General features: G+C 73.0%; 12 protein-coding genes. 6 read left to right on the top strand and 6 right to left on the bottom strand.

Annotated features, from left to right (window positions below; all coding sequences use genetic code 11):
- The first annotated feature begins 133 nt into the window (after positions 1-133).
- Both AB0M30_RS31665 and AB0M30_RS31660 read left to right on the top strand, forming a co-directional pair.
- A complete protein-coding gene (locus AB0M30_RS31665) occupies positions 134-3,388 on the top strand; it encodes a BTAD domain-containing putative transcriptional regulator (protein ID WP_364591183.1) in 3,255 nt (1,084 codons plus the stop codon).
- Positions 3,389-4,050: 662 nt separating this feature from the next.
- Positions 4,051-7,680, top strand: a complete 3,630-nt coding sequence (locus AB0M30_RS31660; protein ID WP_364591180.1) for a BTAD domain-containing putative transcriptional regulator — start codon at positions 4,051-4,053, stop codon at positions 7,678-7,680.
- Here the strand turns inward: AB0M30_RS31660 and AB0M30_RS31655 are convergent.
- From AB0M30_RS31655 to AB0M30_RS31635, 5 genes are read right to left on the bottom strand one after another with little or no spacing between them, the layout of a single operon-like run.
- A complete protein-coding gene (locus tag AB0M30_RS31655) occupies positions 7,639-9,036 on the bottom strand; it encodes a GH1 family beta-glucosidase (protein WP_364591178.1) in 1,398 nt (465 codons plus the stop codon). The two genes, AB0M30_RS31660 and AB0M30_RS31655, sit on opposite strands and share 42 nt — an antisense overlap.
- Complete coding sequence (locus AB0M30_RS31650; RefSeq protein WP_364591175.1) at positions 9,033-9,857, bottom strand: carbohydrate ABC transporter permease; 825 nt, start codon at positions 9,855-9,857, stop codon at positions 9,033-9,035. The genes AB0M30_RS31655 and AB0M30_RS31650 overlap by 4 nt, the downstream gene beginning before the upstream one ends.
- Complete coding sequence (locus AB0M30_RS31645; RefSeq protein WP_364591172.1) at positions 9,854-10,759, bottom strand: sugar ABC transporter permease; 906 nt, start codon at positions 10,757-10,759, stop codon at positions 9,854-9,856. The genes AB0M30_RS31650 and AB0M30_RS31645 overlap by 4 nt, the downstream gene beginning before the upstream one ends.
- A 6-nt stretch (positions 10,760-10,765) precedes the next feature.
- Positions 10,766-12,031, bottom strand: a complete 1,266-nt coding sequence (locus tag AB0M30_RS31640) for an ABC transporter substrate-binding protein (RefSeq protein ID WP_364591169.1) — start codon at positions 12,029-12,031, stop codon at positions 10,766-10,768.
- Positions 12,032-12,040: 9 nt separating this feature from the next.
- Entirely contained in the window at positions 12,041-12,619 is a 579-nt protein-coding gene (locus AB0M30_RS31635; protein WP_364591166.1) for a LuxR C-terminal-related transcriptional regulator, read from the bottom strand.
- Positions 12,620-12,801: 182 nt separating this feature from the next.
- On the opposite strand from AB0M30_RS31635, the gene AB0M30_RS31630 reads away from it, so the two are divergent.
- Positions 12,802-13,950 (top strand): glycoside hydrolase family 3 N-terminal domain-containing protein, encoded by a 1,149-nt coding sequence (locus AB0M30_RS31630; RefSeq protein ID WP_364591327.1) that lies wholly within the window; start codon positions 12,802-12,804, stop codon positions 13,948-13,950.
- Positions 13,951-14,000: 50 nt separating this feature from the next.
- Here AB0M30_RS31630 and AB0M30_RS31625 read toward each other — a convergent pair whose 3' ends face one another.
- Entirely contained in the window at positions 14,001-14,141 is a 141-nt protein-coding gene (locus AB0M30_RS31625; RefSeq protein WP_364591164.1) for a hypothetical protein, read from the bottom strand.
- A 703-nt stretch (positions 14,142-14,844) separates the two neighbouring features.
- Between AB0M30_RS31625 and AB0M30_RS31620 the strand changes: the two genes are divergently transcribed.
- From AB0M30_RS31620 to AB0M30_RS31610, 3 genes are all read left to right on the top strand, one after another.
- Entirely contained in the window at positions 14,845-16,269 is a 1,425-nt protein-coding gene (locus tag AB0M30_RS31620) for a serine hydrolase domain-containing protein (RefSeq protein ID WP_364591161.1), read from the top strand.
- 24 nt (positions 16,270-16,293) lie between these two features.
- Positions 16,294-17,007: a MerR family transcriptional regulator gene (locus AB0M30_RS31615; RefSeq protein ID WP_364591158.1), complete on the top strand. Its 714-nt coding sequence runs from the start codon at positions 16,294-16,296 to the stop codon at positions 17,005-17,007.
- A 265-nt stretch (positions 17,008-17,272) separates the two neighbouring features.
- Positions 17,273-18,142 (top strand): oxidoreductase, encoded by an 870-nt coding sequence (locus AB0M30_RS31610; RefSeq protein ID WP_364591155.1) that lies wholly within the window; start codon positions 17,273-17,275, stop codon positions 18,140-18,142.
- Positions 18,143-18,163: the final 21 nt, after the last annotated feature.

Here is an 18,163-nt window from a genome sequence, read left to right as displayed (position 1 = left end):
TGGCGGCGCGGAACCCCAGCCGGGTGCGGTTGCCCGAATGTCCGCCATCCTTGCCTGCCGGTTCACGGCGTCCGCGTATGCTCACGGCAGGCATCCGGCGCGTGACGATTCGTTCACGCACGAAGGGAGACCGATGTCGGCCGCGGACGGCTCCGCACCGAGACTCCAGCTGCTGGGCCCCATGAAGGCCTGGCAGGGCGATACGGAGCTCGACCTCGGCTCCGCGCACCGCCGTACGGTCCTCGCCGCACTGGCGATGCACCCGAACCGCACGGTTTCGCGTGAGGAGCTGATCGACGCCGTCTGGGGCGAGGCGCCGCCGCAGAGCGCCCAGGGCTCCATCTACACCTACGTCTCCGGGCTGCGCCGCGCGCTCGAACCCGGCCGGGTCAAGGGCGAGGGCCCGCAGCTGCTCGCGTCGATCGGGTCCGGCTATTCGCTGTGCCTCGACGCCGACGCGATCGACGTCCACCGGTTCGAAGCCCTGCGCGAGCAGGCGCAACGCCGGCACGCGGCGGGCGATCTCCGCGGTGCCCGCGAGGCCTTCGACGAAGCTTTGGGGCTCTGGCACGGCGTTCCGCTGTCCGGCCTGCCCGGGCCGTTCGCCGCCGCCCAGCGCGCGCGGCTCACCGAGGTCCGGCTCGCGACCACCGAGCGGCGCGCCGAGGTCGTGCTGGAATCGGGTGGGCACACCGAACTCGTCGCCGAACTGACCGCGCTGACCCGCGAACACCCGTTCCGCGAGACGTTGCGCGGACTGCTCATGCGGGCCCTGGTCCGGGCCGGCCGGCGGACCGAGGCGATCGCGGTCTACGCCGACGTCCGCGACAGGCTGGTCGAGTCGTCGGGCACCGAACCCGGGCCGGCCCTGCGGCGGCTGCACGACGAACTGCTGGAGAAGCCCGCGGCACCGCAACCGAAACCTCCGCCGGCGCGACCGGCGCGGATGCCGGCCGCGGCGCTGCCGGAGCGGGCGGAGATCTTCGCCGGCCGGGCGGCCGAACTCGACCGGCTGCACGAAGCCGTCGTCGGCCTCGGTGCCGGGGTGGGGCGCTCGGTGTGGCTGGACGGCGAGCCGGGCAGCGGCCGGACCGCCCTGCTCGCCGAACTCCTCGCCGCGGCGCAGGACTTTCATCCGGCCTTCGCCGCCGCGGACGCGCTGGACCAGCGGTTCTCCCTGCGGCCCCTGCTCGACGCCCTGGGCGTGCACCCGCGCGCCACCGACGAGCGCCGGGCCGCGCTGGCCGCGCGGCTCACCGGGCAGTCCGGCGAGGATCCCGTCGACGACGTGCTCGGGCTGGTCCGCGAGCTGTGCGCGGAGGCGCCGCTCGTGCTCGTGGTCGACGACCTGCAGTGGGCCGACGACACCACGCTGCGCGTGTGGCGCTACCTGAGCCGGGAGACGCGGCAGCTGCCGCTGCTGCTCGTCGGCGCCTGCCGTCCGGTGCCACGACCGGCCGCGCTCGACGACCTGCGAGCCGAGCTTGACAACGATGACACCACCGTCCTGGTCCTGCCGCCGCTGACCGAGGACGCCACCCGCGAGCTGGCCACCGAGCTGGCCGGCGCGCCACCCGGGCCCGGGCTGCAGCTGCTCGTCTCCTACGCGGCCGGAAACCCGCGCTACGTCCGGGAAATCGTCGAGACGCTGCTCGCCCAGTCGATGATCGTGCTCGACGGCGTCCACGCGCACCTGGACGGCAATGCGAGCCAGACGATCCCGCCGCCGCTGGGCTCGCGGATCACGCTGTACCTGAACTTCCTCTCCAGCGGAACCCGCGACACCCTGCGCTGGGCCGCGCTGCTGGGGCCCGAGTTCTCGCTGGCGGACATCGCCGTCGCCACCGAGCGGCCGCCGACGGCGCTGGTCGGCGCGGTCGACGAGGCGATCACGTCCGGGGTGCTGGTCGAATCGGGCGATCGGCTGGCCTTCCGGCACCCGCTGGTGCGCCGGGTGCTCTACGAAAAGACGCCCGCCGCGATGCGGGTCGCGCTGCACCGGCAGCTGGCCGAGGCCTTCGCCGCCGCGGGCGCGCCCGCCGAACGCGTCGCCGAGCAGCTCGCCGCCGCGCCCGCACAGGTGGACCCGTGGGTCACCGGGTGGCTGCTGGAGCACATCGGGACGGTCGCCACCGAGACCCCGCGGGTCGCGGTCGACCTGCTGCGCCACGCCGTCACCCAGGGCACGCTGCCGCCGGACGCGCGGGAGACGCTGACCGCGACGCTGGCCCGGCTGCTGTTCTGGCTCGGCCGGGAGCCCGAAGCCGAGGCCCGCTCGGTCGTCGCGCGGACGTCCGACAGCAGGCGCGCGGCCGAGATGCGCTGGATCCTGGCCTACGTCTACTACCGCCGTGGCGACTTCGCCGAGGCGACCGCCGAGCTGAAGCGGACCCTCGACGACACCGACGTCCCGGAGATGTGGCGCGGGCGGCACGAGGCACTGCTGGCCACGCTGGAGAAGCTCGGCGACGAGACGGCGCTGGCACCGGCCGGGCTGCACCCGCTGGACGACGCGGCCCTGACCGTGCCGAACCTCGACAGCCTCGACGACGCCGCCGAGCCGCTCGACGCCGCCCGCCGGATCGCCGCGACCCGCGCGGTGCCGGGCGAGATGCACCTGGCCGGCGCGGTGCACTACTACTGGCTGGGCCGCTGGCCGGCGGCACTGGCCGAGCTGGACGCGGTGATCCGCGACGGCGCCGAGACGGCGTCCTACGTCCTGCGCAGCCCGGGCTCGGCCCTGCTGGTGCACGGCGTCGGCGCGCTGATCGCCGGGCACCGCGGCGAACCGGGGCAGGCGAGAACGCACCTGGACGCGGCCGACCGCCGGCAGTGGCCACCGGGCCTGGAGCCGGACGGCGGAGACTTCCTCCTCGCGGCGCGGGCCCTGCTGGCGGAGCAGGAGGGCAGGCCGGAGGCGGCCCTGACGGCGTTGCTGCCCCTGCTGGAGGACAACCACCCCCCGGCGGCGCGGTACCAATGGCTCCCCGACTTGGTCCGGCTCGCCTTGTCCCTCGGCGATCACCGGCGGGTGCAGGAGGCGTTGCGCCTGCTCGAGCCCGAGGGAGAGGTCCCACCGGCCCACGCGGCGGCGGCCGCGCACTGCCGAGGTCTGGCGGCCGGTGATCCCGGGCCGGTCCTGACGGCGGCCGGGCACTACCGGGTGGCCGGCCGCCTGCTCAAGCACGCGAAGGCCACCGAGGACGCGGCGATCCTGCTGGCGGAGTCGGGCGAGCTGACGGAGGCGCGCACGGCGTTCCGGGCCGCGTTGACGGCGTACACGGAGATGGGCGCGGTGTGGGACGTGCGGCGCGCGGAGGCCCGGATGGGGCCGTTCGGCATCCGGCGGGCACCCGCGGTGCGGTCCCGGGCGGTGGCCGGGGAGTGAGCGGGAACGGCGATTTCGGGGCACGCGGCGACCGGGCAGCGATGCTCAGGGGCTGATCGTCTGCCCGCGGTGGGTGCGCCGCCTGCCCACCGGGACTGATCGCCTCCCCGCGACGGATGCGCCGCCTGCCCACCGGGGCTGATCGCCTGCCCGCGGTGGGTGCGCCGCCTGCCCACCGGGACTGATCGCCTCCCCGCGACGGATGCGCCGCCTGCCCACCGGGGCTGATCGCCTCCCCGCGACGGATGCGCCGCCTGCCCACCGGGGCTGATCGCCTCCCCGCGACGGATGCGCCGCCTGCCCACCGGGGATGCAACGCCTGTCCCCAGCGCTGACCGCCTGCCCGCCGCAGCCGACCGCCTCCCCGCCGTGGATGGAAGCCGCGCGCGGCCCTCCTCGAGCCGCTGCGGTCGGGCTCGGCTCGCCGTCGCCGAACCGAGCGGCCGGCGCCACCCGCCCACCGAACCACCCTCCGGCGGATGACCGCTCACCCCGGCCGCGGGCCGCTCGCCGCAGCCGGACCCGCCGTCCGCTCCATCTCGGCGGCGCCGCGCAACCTCGGGTGGGGTTGCCACGTCGGTAAGGTCATCGGAGTAGCCGGTACCGAGATGTCCCTGGGGGAAGGGGTCTGGGGCGCACGCCCCAGAGGGGACGGCAGCGACATGCCAGGGGATGCGGACCCCGGCCTGCGGGTGGGCGTGCTCGGCCCGCTGCGGGCCTGGCGCGGGGCGGCCGAAATCGGCCTCGGCCCCGCGCGTCAGCGTGCCATCTTCGCGGTGCTCGCGGTCAATTCCGGCCGGCCGGTTCCGCGGGCCGAACTGATCGCCGGCGTCTGGGGCGATTCCGCGCCCGCGAGCGTCGAAGGCAGCGTCCACACCTACGTTTCCGGGCTCCGGCGTGCCCTCGAACCGGACCGGTCGCGCTGGTCGGCGGCCAGCGTCCTCGTCTCCGATCCCGCCGGGTACTCCCTACTCCTCGGCGAAGACGCGCTCGACGCGGCCCTGTTCGAACGGCACCGCGAACGCGCCCAGCGGCACCTCGAGCGGGGTGACCCGCGGGCCGCGGTCACCGAACTGGACGACGCTCTCGCGCTCTGGCAGGGCGAGGCCCTTTCCGGGGTCCCCGGCGGGTTCGCCGAGCGGCACCGCGAATACCTCGCCGAACTCCGGCTGAACACGCTCGAGCGGCGTGCCGAGGCCGTGCTCGCCCTCGGTGGGCACCTCGACCTCGCGCCGGAGCTGGCGGTGCTGGCCGGCGAGCACCCCCTGCGGGAGTCGCTGCGGGAATCGCTCATGCTCGCCCTCTACCGCAGCGGACGGCCCGCCGACGCCCTCGACGTCTTCCGCGACGCCCGCGCCACGCTCGTCGCGGAACTCGGCGTCGAACCCGGGCCCGCTCTGCAACGGCTCCAGCGGCAGATCCTCGCCCAGGACGCCGCCCTCGACGCGCCCGCGGCGCCGGTCGTGGTCAGCGGGCACCGGCTGTTCGGCCGGGAAACCGAGACCGCGCGGCTCGCCGAGCTCGTCGCCGATGTCCGGGCCGGGCGCGGCCGGGCCGTCTGGATCGAAGGGGAGGCCGGGATCGGCAAGTCCGAGCTGCTCACCACCTCACTGCCGGACGGCCCCGGCTTCCAGCGGCTCTGGGCGGCCGCCGACGAGCTGAGCACCCGGTTCCCGCTGCAGGTCGTGCTGGAATGCCTGGCGATCGACGCGCATTCGCCGGATCCGCGGCGCGCGCGGGTAGCGAAAGAACTCGCGGGCGAGGGCCCGGCGCGGCGCAGCTGGGGGCCGGCCGACCCGGTGCTCGGCGCCGTCGACCGGCTGCTGGCGCTGGTCGACGAGCTCTGCGCGGAGTCGCCGCAGGTACTGGTGCTCGACGACCTGCAGTGGGCCGACGAAGCTTCCGTGCTGGTCTGGCACCGGCTCTGCGCCGCGACCCGGCAGCTGCCGCTGCTGCTGGTGGCCGCCACTCGCCCGGCGCCGGACCGCGCCGAACTGGCCCAGCTGCGGCGTGGCGTCCAGGCCCGGGACGGGGTCGTGCTCGACCTCGGGCCGCTGACCGGCGAAGACGTCGGCCGGCTGATCGAGGACCAGCTCGGGGCGCCGCCCGGGCCGGGGTTGCGCGAGCTGGCCGCCCGTGGTGCCGGAAACCCGTTGTACGTCAAGGAAATGGTCGACGTCCTGCGCCGGGCGGGCGCGGTCGCGGTGAGCGACGGCCAGGCCGACGTCGACGACCCGGCGGAGTTCGAAGCACCGCGCTCGGTGGTCGCCGCGGTCGACCGGCGGCTGGACTTCCTGACCGCGCGGACGCAGGAAGTCCTGCGCTGGGGTGCGCTGCTGGGCATGGAGTTCGCCGTCGGCGACGTCGCCGCGGTGCTCGGCACCCGGCCGTCCGACCTGCTGGCGCCCCTGGAAGAAGCCGTCGCGGCGAACGTCCTGATCGACACCGGGACGCAGCTGGCGTTCCGGCACCCCTTGCTGCGCCAGGCGCTGTACGACCGGCTGCTGGCCGGAACCCGGGCGGCGCTGCACCGGCAGGCCGCCGAGGCACTCGCCGGCATCGGCGCGCCGGTGAAGCGCGTCGCCGAGCAGCTGGTGGCGGCACCGGCCACAGTGGACGAATGGGTACTGGACTGGCTCGCCGCGCACCACGCGGTCGTCTCGACCCGGGCCCCGCTGATCGCCGTCGAGCTGCTGGAACGCGCGCTGGCCGCGTGTTCCGCCACCGATCCGCGCCGCGAGACGCTGCTGGTCGCCCTGGTCAAGGTGCTGTTCCGGCTGGAACGCGGCCCGGAAACCCTGACGCGGCAAGCCCTCGACGTCGCCACCGAACCGGACGCCGTCGAGGAGATGCGGCACGTGCTCGCGGCGCTGCGGCACCGCCGCGGGGACACCGAAGGCGCCGTCGCGACGCTCGCCGCGTGGGTCGACGACCCGGCGGTGCCGGAACTCTGGCGGGTCAAGCACCGGCAGCTGCTGGCCAACTTCCGGCGCGGCAGCCTGTCCGATTTGGACACCGCCGAGCAGACGGCGCACGAGACGAAAGCGCTCGCCGGCGGCGACCCCTACCTGACCGCGCACGCGCTGCAGTCGTTGTGGCTGGTCGATTCGGTGCGCCGCGAGCACGACCGCGCACTCGCCCACATCGACGCGGCGATCGAGGCCGTCGGCGACGAGCACGAACTGGCCGACCTGCACCTCGACCTGCTCGACAACCGCGTGTTCACGCTGCAGAACCTCGACCGCCTGGCCGAAGCGGGCGACGCCCTGCGTGCGGCGGGCGAAGTCGCCGCGCGGCACGCGCTGCCGGTCGGGCTGCAGGTGTCCGCCGCGGTGCACCGGTACTGGGAAGGCCGCTGGGACGAGGCCCTGGTCGAGCTGGACACGGTCATCGAGGACGGCCCGGCGATCACGTTCTACGGCCTGCGCGAGCCGGGCCCGGCGGCGCTGCTGCTGCACGGCGTCGCGGCGCTGATCGCGGGCCGCCGCGACGACCGGGCCCAGGCGGCGGCCCACCTCGACGCGGCGGAGGAGTACGCCCCGGCGACCGGCGCCGAGCGCGAGAGCTTCGACTTCCTGCTGGTCGCCGACGCACTGGCGGCCGAGCAGCGCGGCGACCGGCTCCGCGCGCTGACCGTCCTCGAGCCGATCCTGAACCCGACGTACGCGGCGATGATGCTGCGGCACCAGTGGCTGCCGGCGTTCGTGCGGCTCGCGATGGAGCAGGACGACGTCGGCCGCGCCCGCCGGGCGCTGGCGGTGTGCGAAGAGGAAGCGGCGAAGGAGCGACGTCCGGCGCGGGCGCACGCGGCGGCGTCGTGGTGCCGCGGGCTGATCGACGAGGACCCGGCCCCGGTGCTGGCCACGGCCGAGCACTTCCGCGCGGTCGGCCGCCGCCCCGAGCTGGCCTCGGCGCTGGAAGACGCGGCCGTGCTGCTGGCCCGCGCGGGCCGGCTGGACGCGGCGCACGCGGCGTTCGAAGAGGCGGCCGAGCTGTACACGGCGCTGGCGGCGCGCTGGGACTTGCGGCGCGCGGAAACCCGGCTGCGCCGCCTCGGCGTCCGCCGGGGTGCGCTGTTCTCCCCGATCCGGCCGGGCCACGGCTGGGAGTCGCTGACGCCGATCGAGGTCCGCATCGCCGGCCTGGTCGCCGAGGGCCGGTCCAACCCGGACATCGCGGCCGAGCTGTCCCTGCCGCGCCGGACGGTCCAGGCGCACGTGGCGCGGCTGCTGGGCAAGCTGGAGACGCCGTCACGCTCGGGGGTCGCCGACGCCTTCCGCCGGCGTTCCTAGCCCGTTGGCCTTCGCGACCCGGCCGAGGAAGCGGCCCGATTCCTTGACCGTCCGCCGCTGCGTCTCGAAGTCGACGTGCACCAGGCCGAACCGTTGCGTGTAGCCCATCGCCCACTCGAAGTTGTCCAGCAGCGACCAGGCGAAGTAGCCGCGGACGTCGACGCCGGCGCGGAGGGCGTCGTGGACCGCGGCGAGGTGCTCCATGAAGTAGTTGACCCGCGCCGCGTCGAACACCCGGCCGTCGACCACCCGGTCCACAAAGGACGCCCCGTTCTCGGCCACCACCAGCGGGAGCCCGCCGGATCGGGTGTCGATCCAGCGCAGCAGGCCGGTCAGGCCGGCCGGCGCCTGTTCCCAGCCGAACGCCGTCAGCGGCGGCGGCGCGGGCAGGACGTCCAAGCCGCGCAACGCGGGCAGCGGGCAGTTGCTCGGCGCGTGCGGGTCTTCGAGCGGGGTGACGCGCGCCGGGGCGTAGTAGTTCACGCCCAGCCAGTCGATCGGGGCGGCGATGACGTCGGTGTCGCCGTCGCGGACCGCCGCGGCGAAGCGGCCGCCGTGGTGCTCGACGTCGGCCAGGACGTCCTCCGGGTAGCCCCGGCCCAGCACCGGGTCGAGGAAGAACCGGTTGTGGATGCCGTCGAACTTCCGCGCCGCTTCGGCGTGCGCCGGCGAGGAACCGTCCGGAATCGCCGGGGCGAAGTTCAGCGCCAGCGAGAACTCGTGGCCCGGCCGGGCCTGCGCGGTCAGGGCGCGCGTCGCCAGGCCGTGTCCGAGCAGCAGGTGGTGGGCCGCGACCAGCGCCGTGTCGTAGTCCTGGACGCCGGGCGCGTGCACGCCGCTGCCGTAGCCGAGGAAGGCCGCGCAGAACGGCTCGTTGACCGTCGTCCACTGGTTCACCCGGTCGCCGAGCGCGGTGTGCACGACCGCGGCGTAGTCGGCGAACCGCGAAGCCGTGTCCCGCTCCGGCCAGCCGCCCGCGTCTTCGAGCGCCTGCGGCAGGTCCCAGTGGTAGAGCGTCAGCACCGGCACGACGGCACGGCGCAGCAGTTCGTCGACCAGCCGGTCGTAGAAGGCGAGCCCGGCCGCCGACGGCGTCCGGCCGTCCGGCATCACCCGCGGCCACGCGACCGAGAACCGGTAGGCGTTCAGCCCCAGGTCGGCCAGCAGGCCGATGTCCTCGGGGAAGCGGTGGTAGTGGTCGCAGGCGACGGCGCCGGTCGCGCCGCCGACCACCTTGCCTTCGGCCGCCGCGAACGTGTCCCAGATGGACGGTCCGCGGCCGCCCTCGGTGACGGCGCCCTCGACCTGGTAGGACGCGGTCGCCGCGCCCCACAGGAAACCCGCCGGGAAGGTCATACCGGTGCCCCTTTCAGGATGCCGCGCACGAGGTGGCGGCCCAGCAGCAGGAACAAGGCGATGACGGGCACGACGGCGACGGTCGCGCCGGTGAGCATCAGCGCGTAGTCGGTGTAGTAGCCGCTGGCCAGCTGCGACAGCGCGACCTGCACGGTCGGCGTCTCGTTGGGGTCGAGGACCACCAGCGGCCAGAAGTAGTCGTTCCAGGTGGCCATGAACGTCAGCATCGCGAGCACCGCGGCCGGCGCGCGCAGGGCGGGCACGGCCACGTGCCAGTAGGTGCGCAGGATCGAGCAGCCGTCGACGGTCGCGGCGTCGACGAGGTCGGCGGTGATCGCGTTCTCGCACGCCTGGCGCATCCAAAACACGCTGAAGGCGCTGACCAGCGCGGGCACGATCACCGCTTCGAGCCGCCCGTACCAGCCGAGGTCGCCGACGACGAGGTACAGCGGGATGACGCCGAGCTGCGCCGGCACCATCGCCGAACCGACGACCAGCAGGAACAGCGTGTTGCGGCCGCGGAACTCGAGCCGCGCGAACGCGAACCCGGCGAGGCTCGCCAGCACGACGTTGGCCACCATGACGGTGCCCGAGACGATCAGCGAGTTCCCGATGGCCGCCCAGAAGTCGACGGTGGCGAAGACGCGGCGCACGTTCTCGGCCAGGTTCCCGCCCGGCAGCAGCAGCGGCGACGTCTCCCCGATCGCCGCGTTGTCCCGCGTGGCCACGACGAACGACCAGTACAGCGGGAACACCGACGCCCCGAGCACCCCCGTCAGCGCGGCGTACACCCAGCCGCCCGGCCGGCGCCGCGCGGTCACGCCGACCTCACGAACCGGCGCACCAGCCGGTAGTTGACCAGCGCGAACACCGCGCAGACCACGAACATCACCCAGGTCAGCGCGGCCGCGTAGCCCGCGTCGAGGTGCGTGAAGCCCTTTTCGTACAGGTACATGACCAGCGTCTGGAACTGGCGGTCGTTGCCGCCGGTCCCGGCCGAGCCGCCGGCGTCGAACAGCTGCGGCTCGGCGAACAGCTGCAGGCCGTTGACCGTGCCGGCGATGGCGGTGAAGGCCAGCGCGGGCCGGATGCCCGGCACGGTGATCGACCAGAACGTCCGCCACCGCGAGGCGCCGTCGAGCTCGGCGGCTTCGTACAGGTCGCCGGGGACGGCCTGCATCGCGGCCAGGTAGATCAGGGCGTTGTAGCCGGTCCAGCGCCAGAGCACCATGCTCGCCACGGCGAGGTGCGACGACCAGGTCGTCGCCCGCCAGTTGACCGGCGCGACACCGAACCAGCCGAGCACCTCGTTGACGACGCCGTAATCGCGGCTGAACAGCTGCCCGAACACCAGCCCGATGGCGACGACGGACACGACGTTCGGCAGCAGCACCCCGGTGCGCCACCAGGTCGCGGCCCGCAGCGGCCGGTCGAGCAGCGCCGCGATGCCCAGGGCCAGCAGGAACTCGGGGATCGCGGCCAGCAGGAAGATGGAGACGGTGTTGGCGAGCGCGTTGTAGAAGTGCGGATCGGTGAGCAGGTCGCCGTAGTTGGCGACGCCGAAGGCGCCCCGGTCGCCTTCGAGCAGGTTCCAGTCGTGCAGCGAAACCCACGCCGTGTACAGCAGCGGGAAGGCGCCGAAGACGACGAACAGGACGAAGAAGGGCGCGACGAACAGCAGCGGCGTGACCTTGCGGTCCCAGCGGGCGAGCCGGTGCTGCACGAACGGCTACTTCAGGGCGGCTTGAGCTTGCTGGACGGCTTTCGTCCAGGCCTGGTCGACGGTGTCGGTCCGTTCCTCGATCCGCCCGAGGGCGCGGCCGAACTCCGGCCGGACGTCGGCATCGCGCAGGCCACGGTAGTTCGGGCGCAGCTGATCGGCCGAAGCGGCGAAGATCCGCCCGGTCGGCGCATCGCCGAAGTACGGGTCGGCGTGCGCGAGGACCTCCGGATCCTCGTACACCGCGGGCTCGCTGGGCAGGATGCCGTCGGAGAGGAAGAGCTTCTTCTGCTGCTCCGGAGCGGTCAGCCAGCGGGCGAGCTCGTACGCCTCCTTCTGGTGTGCGCCCTGCTTCGGCACGGTGAGGAACGAGCCGCCCTGGTTGCCGCTCTTGCCGGGCACGGTGGTGACATCCCACTTGCCGCGGTTGGCGTCCCCGCCGGCTTCCTTGATCTGGCTGAGCATCCACGCCGGACAGGCGACGGTGGCGAAGGAACCCTGTTTGATCGCCACGTTCCACGCCTGGGTGAACGTGGTCGCCGCCGCTGTCTGCCCCTTCGCGGCGAGGCCGCCGGAGAGGAAGAAGGCGGTGCGCACGCTCGGGTTGCGGTCGGCGATGAAGGAGTCGTCACGCTGGGAGAAGTAGTTCTCCGGCGATTGGTTGAGCATCGCCGTGTAGACGGTCCCGGCGGAGTCGGCGAACTTCACGTTCGGCGTCTGGGCGGTGAACCGCTCGGCGGTGGCGGCGTAGGCGGCCCAGTCGGGCATCAGCTTCGCGACCTCTTCGCGATCGGCCGGCAGGCCGGCCGCCTGGAACAGATCGCGCCGGTAGCAGAGGGCGAGGCTGCCCATGTCCGTGCCGAGGCCCAGCACGAAGGCGCCGTCGGTGCCCTGCGCCCACTTCCACGGCGCCCACTGCTTTTCGAGTTCGCGGGCGCCGAAGCCGGCGAGGTCGGCGAACTTGTCCTTCGCCTTCCGGTACTGCGGCATGTACTGCTCTTCGATCGCGACGACGTCGGCGGCGCCACGCCCGGTGGCGAGCTGCGTGGCGAGCCCCTTGTGGTGGGTGTCGAAGTCGGTGACGCGGTTCTGCACCGTGATGTCCGGGTGCAGCTTCTCGTACTCGGCGATCAGGGGCGCGTAGCCGAACTCACCGAAGGTCGCGATGGTCAGCTTCGTCTTCCCCCCGGCGTCACCAGCGTCACCCGGAGTGCAGGCGGCGAGCGGGAGCAACGCGGCGACCACGATGGCGGTCCGGCGGGCGATCGTTCGCAACAGGCTTCCTCAGATCACACCGGCCCGCACGGCGTACGCGACCGCGTGCGGCCGGTTGCGCAGGTTGAGCCGGTTGGTCATGGCGTAGATGACGTTCTTCACGGTCCGCTCCGAGTAGCAGAGCTTGCCCGCGATCTCGGCAGTGTCCCAGCCTTCGGCCATCAGGCGAAGCACATCCACCTCGCGCGGCGTGAGTGCCGCCCCGCCGCCCTCGTTGGCCAGGGCCTCCACCTGTTCGCGCAGCGAAGACGAGCGGCCCCGCGCCGCGGCGAGCACGTTCGCGGTCAGCCGGTCGAGCGCGGTCCGCGGCAGCACGGCGGAGACGTGGCAGTCGGCGAGCACGCCGACGTGCTCGGGGTCGACGTGCCCGGCGACCAGCACGATCGCGGCCGGCGACTCGGCGGCCGCGGCCCGCAGCGCGGCGACGGCCTCGCGGTCGACCTCCCCGACAGCGAACACCAGCACCGCCGCCTCACCCCGGCGGGCGCGCGGCAGGACCAGCAGCTCCGGGCGCGACTTCAGGTGGTTGGTCAGCCCGGTCAGGGCGATCGGGTCGGACGCCCACGCCGCCACTCGCACCTGGTCCATCGAACCCTCCCCGCCCACGACGAAACCTGACTCGGGCCAGTCTGCTGAGGACGCCTTCACGAATTCTCTAACGCCGGCGGGCCCCTTCTTCACACCGTGAAGTTTGGTCGTCGACTACGGTCGAGGGGACACATCAACGAGTGAAGGGACCGATGAACCGCCGAAGTCTTGCCGCCCTCGGGGTGGCGTTCTCCATCGTGGCCGGGTGTCTGCTGGTCTCGGGCCTGCAACCGCGGATCGTGTCCGGGCTGGCGGTGCCGCTGACCTCCGATCGGCCGGTTCCTCCGCCGGCGGCTCCTCCTCCCGCACCATCCACCCCCACCTCACGTCTCGAGCGGCCGGACGACTGCGCGCCGCTGGTCGGCGGGCTCGACGTCCGCGCCCAGGTGGCGCAGCTGGTCGTCGTGGGCGTCTCCGGCGACAACCCGGCGGCCACGGTGTCCCTGGTGCGCGACCACCAGGTGGGCGGGATCTTCGTCGGGGGTAACGCAACAGCGTTGTTGAAAGATCGCTCGCTGGCCGCGGTCCAGGCCGTGGCCCGGGTGCCGGTGGCGGTGTCGGTCGACGAGGAAGGCGGCCGCGTCCAGCGCATCGACGACCTCGACGGCGAGCTGCCCTCGGCCCGGACGATGGCCGCGACCAAGTCGCCCGACGAGGTCCGCGCGCTGGCCGCCGAACGGGGGCGCCAGCTGCGCACCCGCGGGGTGACGGTGGACTTCGCCCCGGACACCGACGTCACGGGCGCCCCGGACGACGACGTGATCGGCGACCGGTCGTTCAGCCCGGACCCGGCCCGGGTGAAGACGTACGCGAAAGCGTTCGCGGAGGGCCTTCGCGACGCGGGTGTCCAGCCGGTGCTGAAGCACTTCCCCGGCCACGGCCACGGCTCGGGTGACTCCCACAAGGGCACGGTGGTCACGCCGCCGCTCGACAAGCTGCGCGCGGTCGACCTGGTGCCGTACCGGGGCCTGGCCGACTACGGCCCGGTCGCCGTGATGGTCGGCCACCTCGACGTGCCGGACCTGACCAACGGCCTCCCGGCGTCCCTCTCGCCGGCCGCCTACCAGCTGCTGCGTGGCGAGTTCGCGTTCACCGGCCCGATCGTGACGGACGACCTCGGGGCGATGAAGGCGATCACCGCGCAGTACTCGCTGCCGGAGGCGGTGCTGAAGGCGCTGCAGGCCGGCGCGGACGAGGCCTTGTGGTCCTCCGGGGGCCGGGTGGACGAGGTGCTGGACCGGCTGGAGAAGGCCGTGCAAGCCGGCGAGCTGCCGAAGACGCGGGTGCAGGAGTCGGTCGCCCGGGTGCTGCGGGGCAAGGGGCTCTGCTGAAGTTCCGGGACATCCGGCTTGACCCCGCCCCCGGGGGGGGGAGGGTTCCGTCAAAGTCGGGTTGGTGCTGGTTGGGTCGGGATTCCGAGCAGGGTGAGTGGTCCGGTGATGTCGCGGGCTGTGATGCGGAGGGCTTGGGCGATGTTGGTGGTGTCGGCCAGGCGTAGGGCGCCGATGGCGAGGTTGCGCAAGGTGGCCATGGTGCGGGGTGCGGTGCTCGGTCCGGCCGTAACCGGTGTCGTGGCTGGTGTGCCTCGGCCGCGGTCTAGTCCAGGCCCTGCAGCAGATCGTGCAGGCGGTGTAGCTGTTTCTTGGCAAAGAACACGTAGTGTCCGCCGCGGCCGGTGATGTAGCCCGTGGTCGCGGGTGGTGTGCAGGGTGTCCGCGGGTCGCCGGCCGATCACGATGCCCGTGTGATGGGTGATCCCGGCCATCAGGTGCACCCCGGCGCCGCCGGTGCGGGCGAAGGTCCCACGCAGGGATTTGCCGTCCAGAGGAGCGCGATGAACTGTCCCTCCACCTGGGCGCGACGCCCATAGCGGCGGGGATCCCACCGGGCACCCAACGCTCGTAATGCCCATTGCGGGGCGTCTGCGGCCCATTCCCAGACCGCTGCCATGGCCAGCATCGACCCCAGCGAACGCCGCACACCCCGAGCATCACGCGGGTCGGTGACCCGTTGGAAACAGACCCGCAGGTCGGCACTGTGCTGAAGGTTCACCGGCCCTACGTGATCCAACGCAGCAGCGATCGGGGAACGTACAACAGCAGCCACGGACCTCTCACATGATCATGCGACTTCGACAATCACATGATCAACCCGAGACAGTGCCTGCTCTCGTGCAGGTGACCGGCTTGACCCCGCCCCAGGGGGAGGGTTCGACGATGGTTCGCATGACCGAGAACGCACTGCGCACCATCGAAGCCCGGATCCGCGAAGAGATCGCCGCCCGCTGCGAGGCCGACCGCATTCCCGGGTTCGTCGCCGGCATCCACCACGCGGGCGCACAGATCGTCTTGGCCCACGGCACCGCGAACGCCGCCACCGGGGCCCCGATGCGCGAGGACACCGGGTTCCTCTTCGGCTCGGTGACCAAGGTCCTGACCACCACGCTGGTCCTCCAGCAGGTCGAACGCGGGCTCCTGGACCTGGACGCACCGGTGACGAAGTACCTCCCGGAATTCGCCCTGCGCACGCCCGGCGCGGCGGACCGGATCCTCGTCCGGCACCTCATCTCGCACACCAACGGCATCGACGCGGACCTCTACTTCCCCGACGCAACGGGCCGCGACGCCCTGAAGGCGTACGTGGCGGGCCTGGCGAGTAGCTGCGGCACCCTCTTCGAGCCCGGTGATCAGCTCAGCTACTCCAACGGCGGCATGATCGTCGCGGGCCGGCTGCTGGAGGTGGTCACCGGCTTGCCCTTCCCGGAGCTGCTCGAGCGGGACGTCTACGCCCCCGCCGGGATGACGGACTCCGGCGCCTCCGCCGCCCGGGCCATCCTGCGCGGGACCGCGATCGGCCACTTCCCGGATCCCGCCACCATGACGCCCCGGCCGACGGACATGTTCATGCTGCCCGACACCTGGGGGCCGGCCGGTGGCACGCCGATCGGCACCGTCACCGACCTCCTCGCGTTCGGGCGCACCCACCTCGCGGGCGGGGTGTCGCCCGCCGGCGCCCACCTCCTCTCGGCCGAGTCGGTCGCGCTGATGCAGCGGGTGTCGCACGACATGGCCACGCCGAACGTCCCGCCGATGGGCCTGGGCTGGGTCCGGTACCCCTTCGGCGACACGACCGTGCTGGCCATGTCGGGTGCCTCGCCCGGTGGCGTGGCCATCCTGTGCGTGGTGCCCGGGCACGACCTGGTCTTCACCGCCTTCGGCAACACTCCCGGCGCCATCGTGCTCCAGGACCGGATCCTGCAGCTGCTCCTGCGCGAGCACCTCGGAGTTCCGGTGCCGGCCGTGCTCACCGAGCCCGAGCCGGACGTCGACCTCGCGCCCTACGCGGGCACCTACCGCTCCGACCAGCTCCGCATCGACGTCAGCGTCGTGGACGGCCGGCTTGAAGAGCGCATGACGTACGAGCCGGCGGACGAGGCGCAGGAGCGGATTTTCACCGCGTTCGCCGGTGGGGCGACCTCGGCGCCGCCGCGGTACTACGTGCCGATCCGCCCCGGGCTCTTCGCGCCCGCCGGCTACCCGCCGGAGACGTTCGACGGCTACCTCCGCCTCCTGCTCGTCTCCTACCACGACCTGCGCGACGGCCGGGCGCGCTTCCGTAACGGCGGCGGCCGCCTGACCCGGCGAGCCTGACCGGCGCCCTGGAAGGATGCGCGCATGATCACGATCGGCCGGCTCGCGGACTACGCCGGGGTGACCGTCAAAGCCGTGCGGCACTACCACGAGCGCGGCCTGCTCGCCGAGCCCGGCCGCGACTCGTCGGGCTACCGGCGCTACACCGCGCAGCACGCCATCGACCTGGTCAAGATCCGGACGCTGGCCGCCGCGGGGGTGCCGCTGGCCCGGATCAAGGACCTCCTCGACGCCGACGAAGCCACGCTCGCGACCGCCATCGCCGAAATCGACGACGACCTCGAGGAGCGCATCGCGCAACTGCGGCGGACCCGCGACCAGCTCGCCCAGCTGCGCGGCGGCGACCGGCTCTTCGTTTCTCCGGAGGTCGCCGAATACCTGGACGACCTGCGCGAGCTCGGCGTCAGCGAGCGCCACCTGCGCCTGGAACGCGACGGCTGGATCCTCATGCGGACGGCCTCGCCCGAAGACGCCGCCCGGTGGATCGCCGAGAAGCGGGATCTGTTGGCGGACGCCGAATTCCGGGCCCTTTTCCTCGAGCACGACGCCGCTTATGACTGGGCGGCGGATGATCCCCGCTTGCCCGGGCTCGCGGACCGCACGCGGAACTGGTTCGCCGGGCGGCCGGAACCCGCCGCGGCCGGCAATCCGGCCATGGCCCGGCTGGCCGCGGAGTCCTTGCCCGGCGGGTCTTCGCCGGCCTGGGATCGTCTTGCCCGGCTGATGGCGGAGCGGTGAGCTCTCGGCCGGCGTTTTCGTTTGTGTGGAAGGAATCGTCGTAGTCACACCAACGACGTTACCGAACACGAGTTCGAACGTCACCGCTGAATCGGGTGAACCTCGGAAAGAGATTTCGGTCGCGATTTCCCTTGTGGCGCAAGGAAAACCGCAGCGTGGCGACGTGAGCAGCCCCCGATTTAAACGCTACCGGTTGCCACCGACAAAAACGGGAAGCCGGACGCGGCTAGACTTTCCCGCGACGGCACCCGGAGCAAGGAGCGGCATGGCGAACCTCGGCGGCACCTTCACCCTCGGCGGCGAACTTTCCGTTACCCGCATGGGTTACGGCGCCATGCAACTGGCCGGGCCCGGCGTGTGGGGGCCGCCGAAGGACCACGACACCGCCGTCGCCGTGCTGCGGGAGGCCGTCGACCGCGGGGTCACCCACCTCGACACCAGTGACTACTACGGCCCCCACACCGTGAACGCCCTGATCAAGGAAGCCCTGCACCCCTACCCCGAATCGCTCGTCATCGTGACGAAGGTGGGGGCGCGGCGGAGCGCGGACAAGGGCTGGCCGCCCGCGCTGTCGGCCGCGGAGCTCACCGAGGCCGTGCACGACAACCTGCGCAACCTCGGCGTCGACGCGCTCGACGTCGTCAACCTGAGGCTCAGCAACGCCGCCGGCGACTACCCCGTGCCGATGTCGCTCGCCGAACCCTTCGGGGTGCTCGCCGAGCTGCGCGAGCAGGGGCTGATCCGGCACCTCGGCGTGAGCCACGTCAGCGCCGAGCAGCTCGACGAAGCGAAGGCGATCGCGCCCGTCGTCTGCGTGCAGAACCAGTACAACCTCGCCCACCGCGAGAACGACGACCTCGTCGACAAGTGCGCCGCCGAGGGGATCGCCTTCGTGCCCTACTTCCCGCTCGGCGGGTTCAGCCCGCTGCAGTCCGGGCTGCTCGACGACTGCGCCGCGCGGGTCGGTGCCACGCCGATGCAGGTCGCGCTCGCCTGGCTGCTGCGGCGGTCGCCGTCGATGCTGCTGATCCCCGGGACGTCGTCGCCCGGGCACCTGCGGGAGAACCTCGCCGCCGCCGAGCTCGAACTGCCCGCCGACGTTCTCGCCGATCTGGACCGGATCGGCGCCGCCTGATCGCTACGCTGAGCGCTCGGA

The organism is Amycolatopsis sp. NPDC051716, assembly GCF_040681595.1.
GTDB lineage: Bacteria > Actinomycetota > Actinomycetes > Mycobacteriales > Pseudonocardiaceae > Amycolatopsis.
This window is presented reverse-complemented; position numbering and strand designations above follow the sequence as displayed.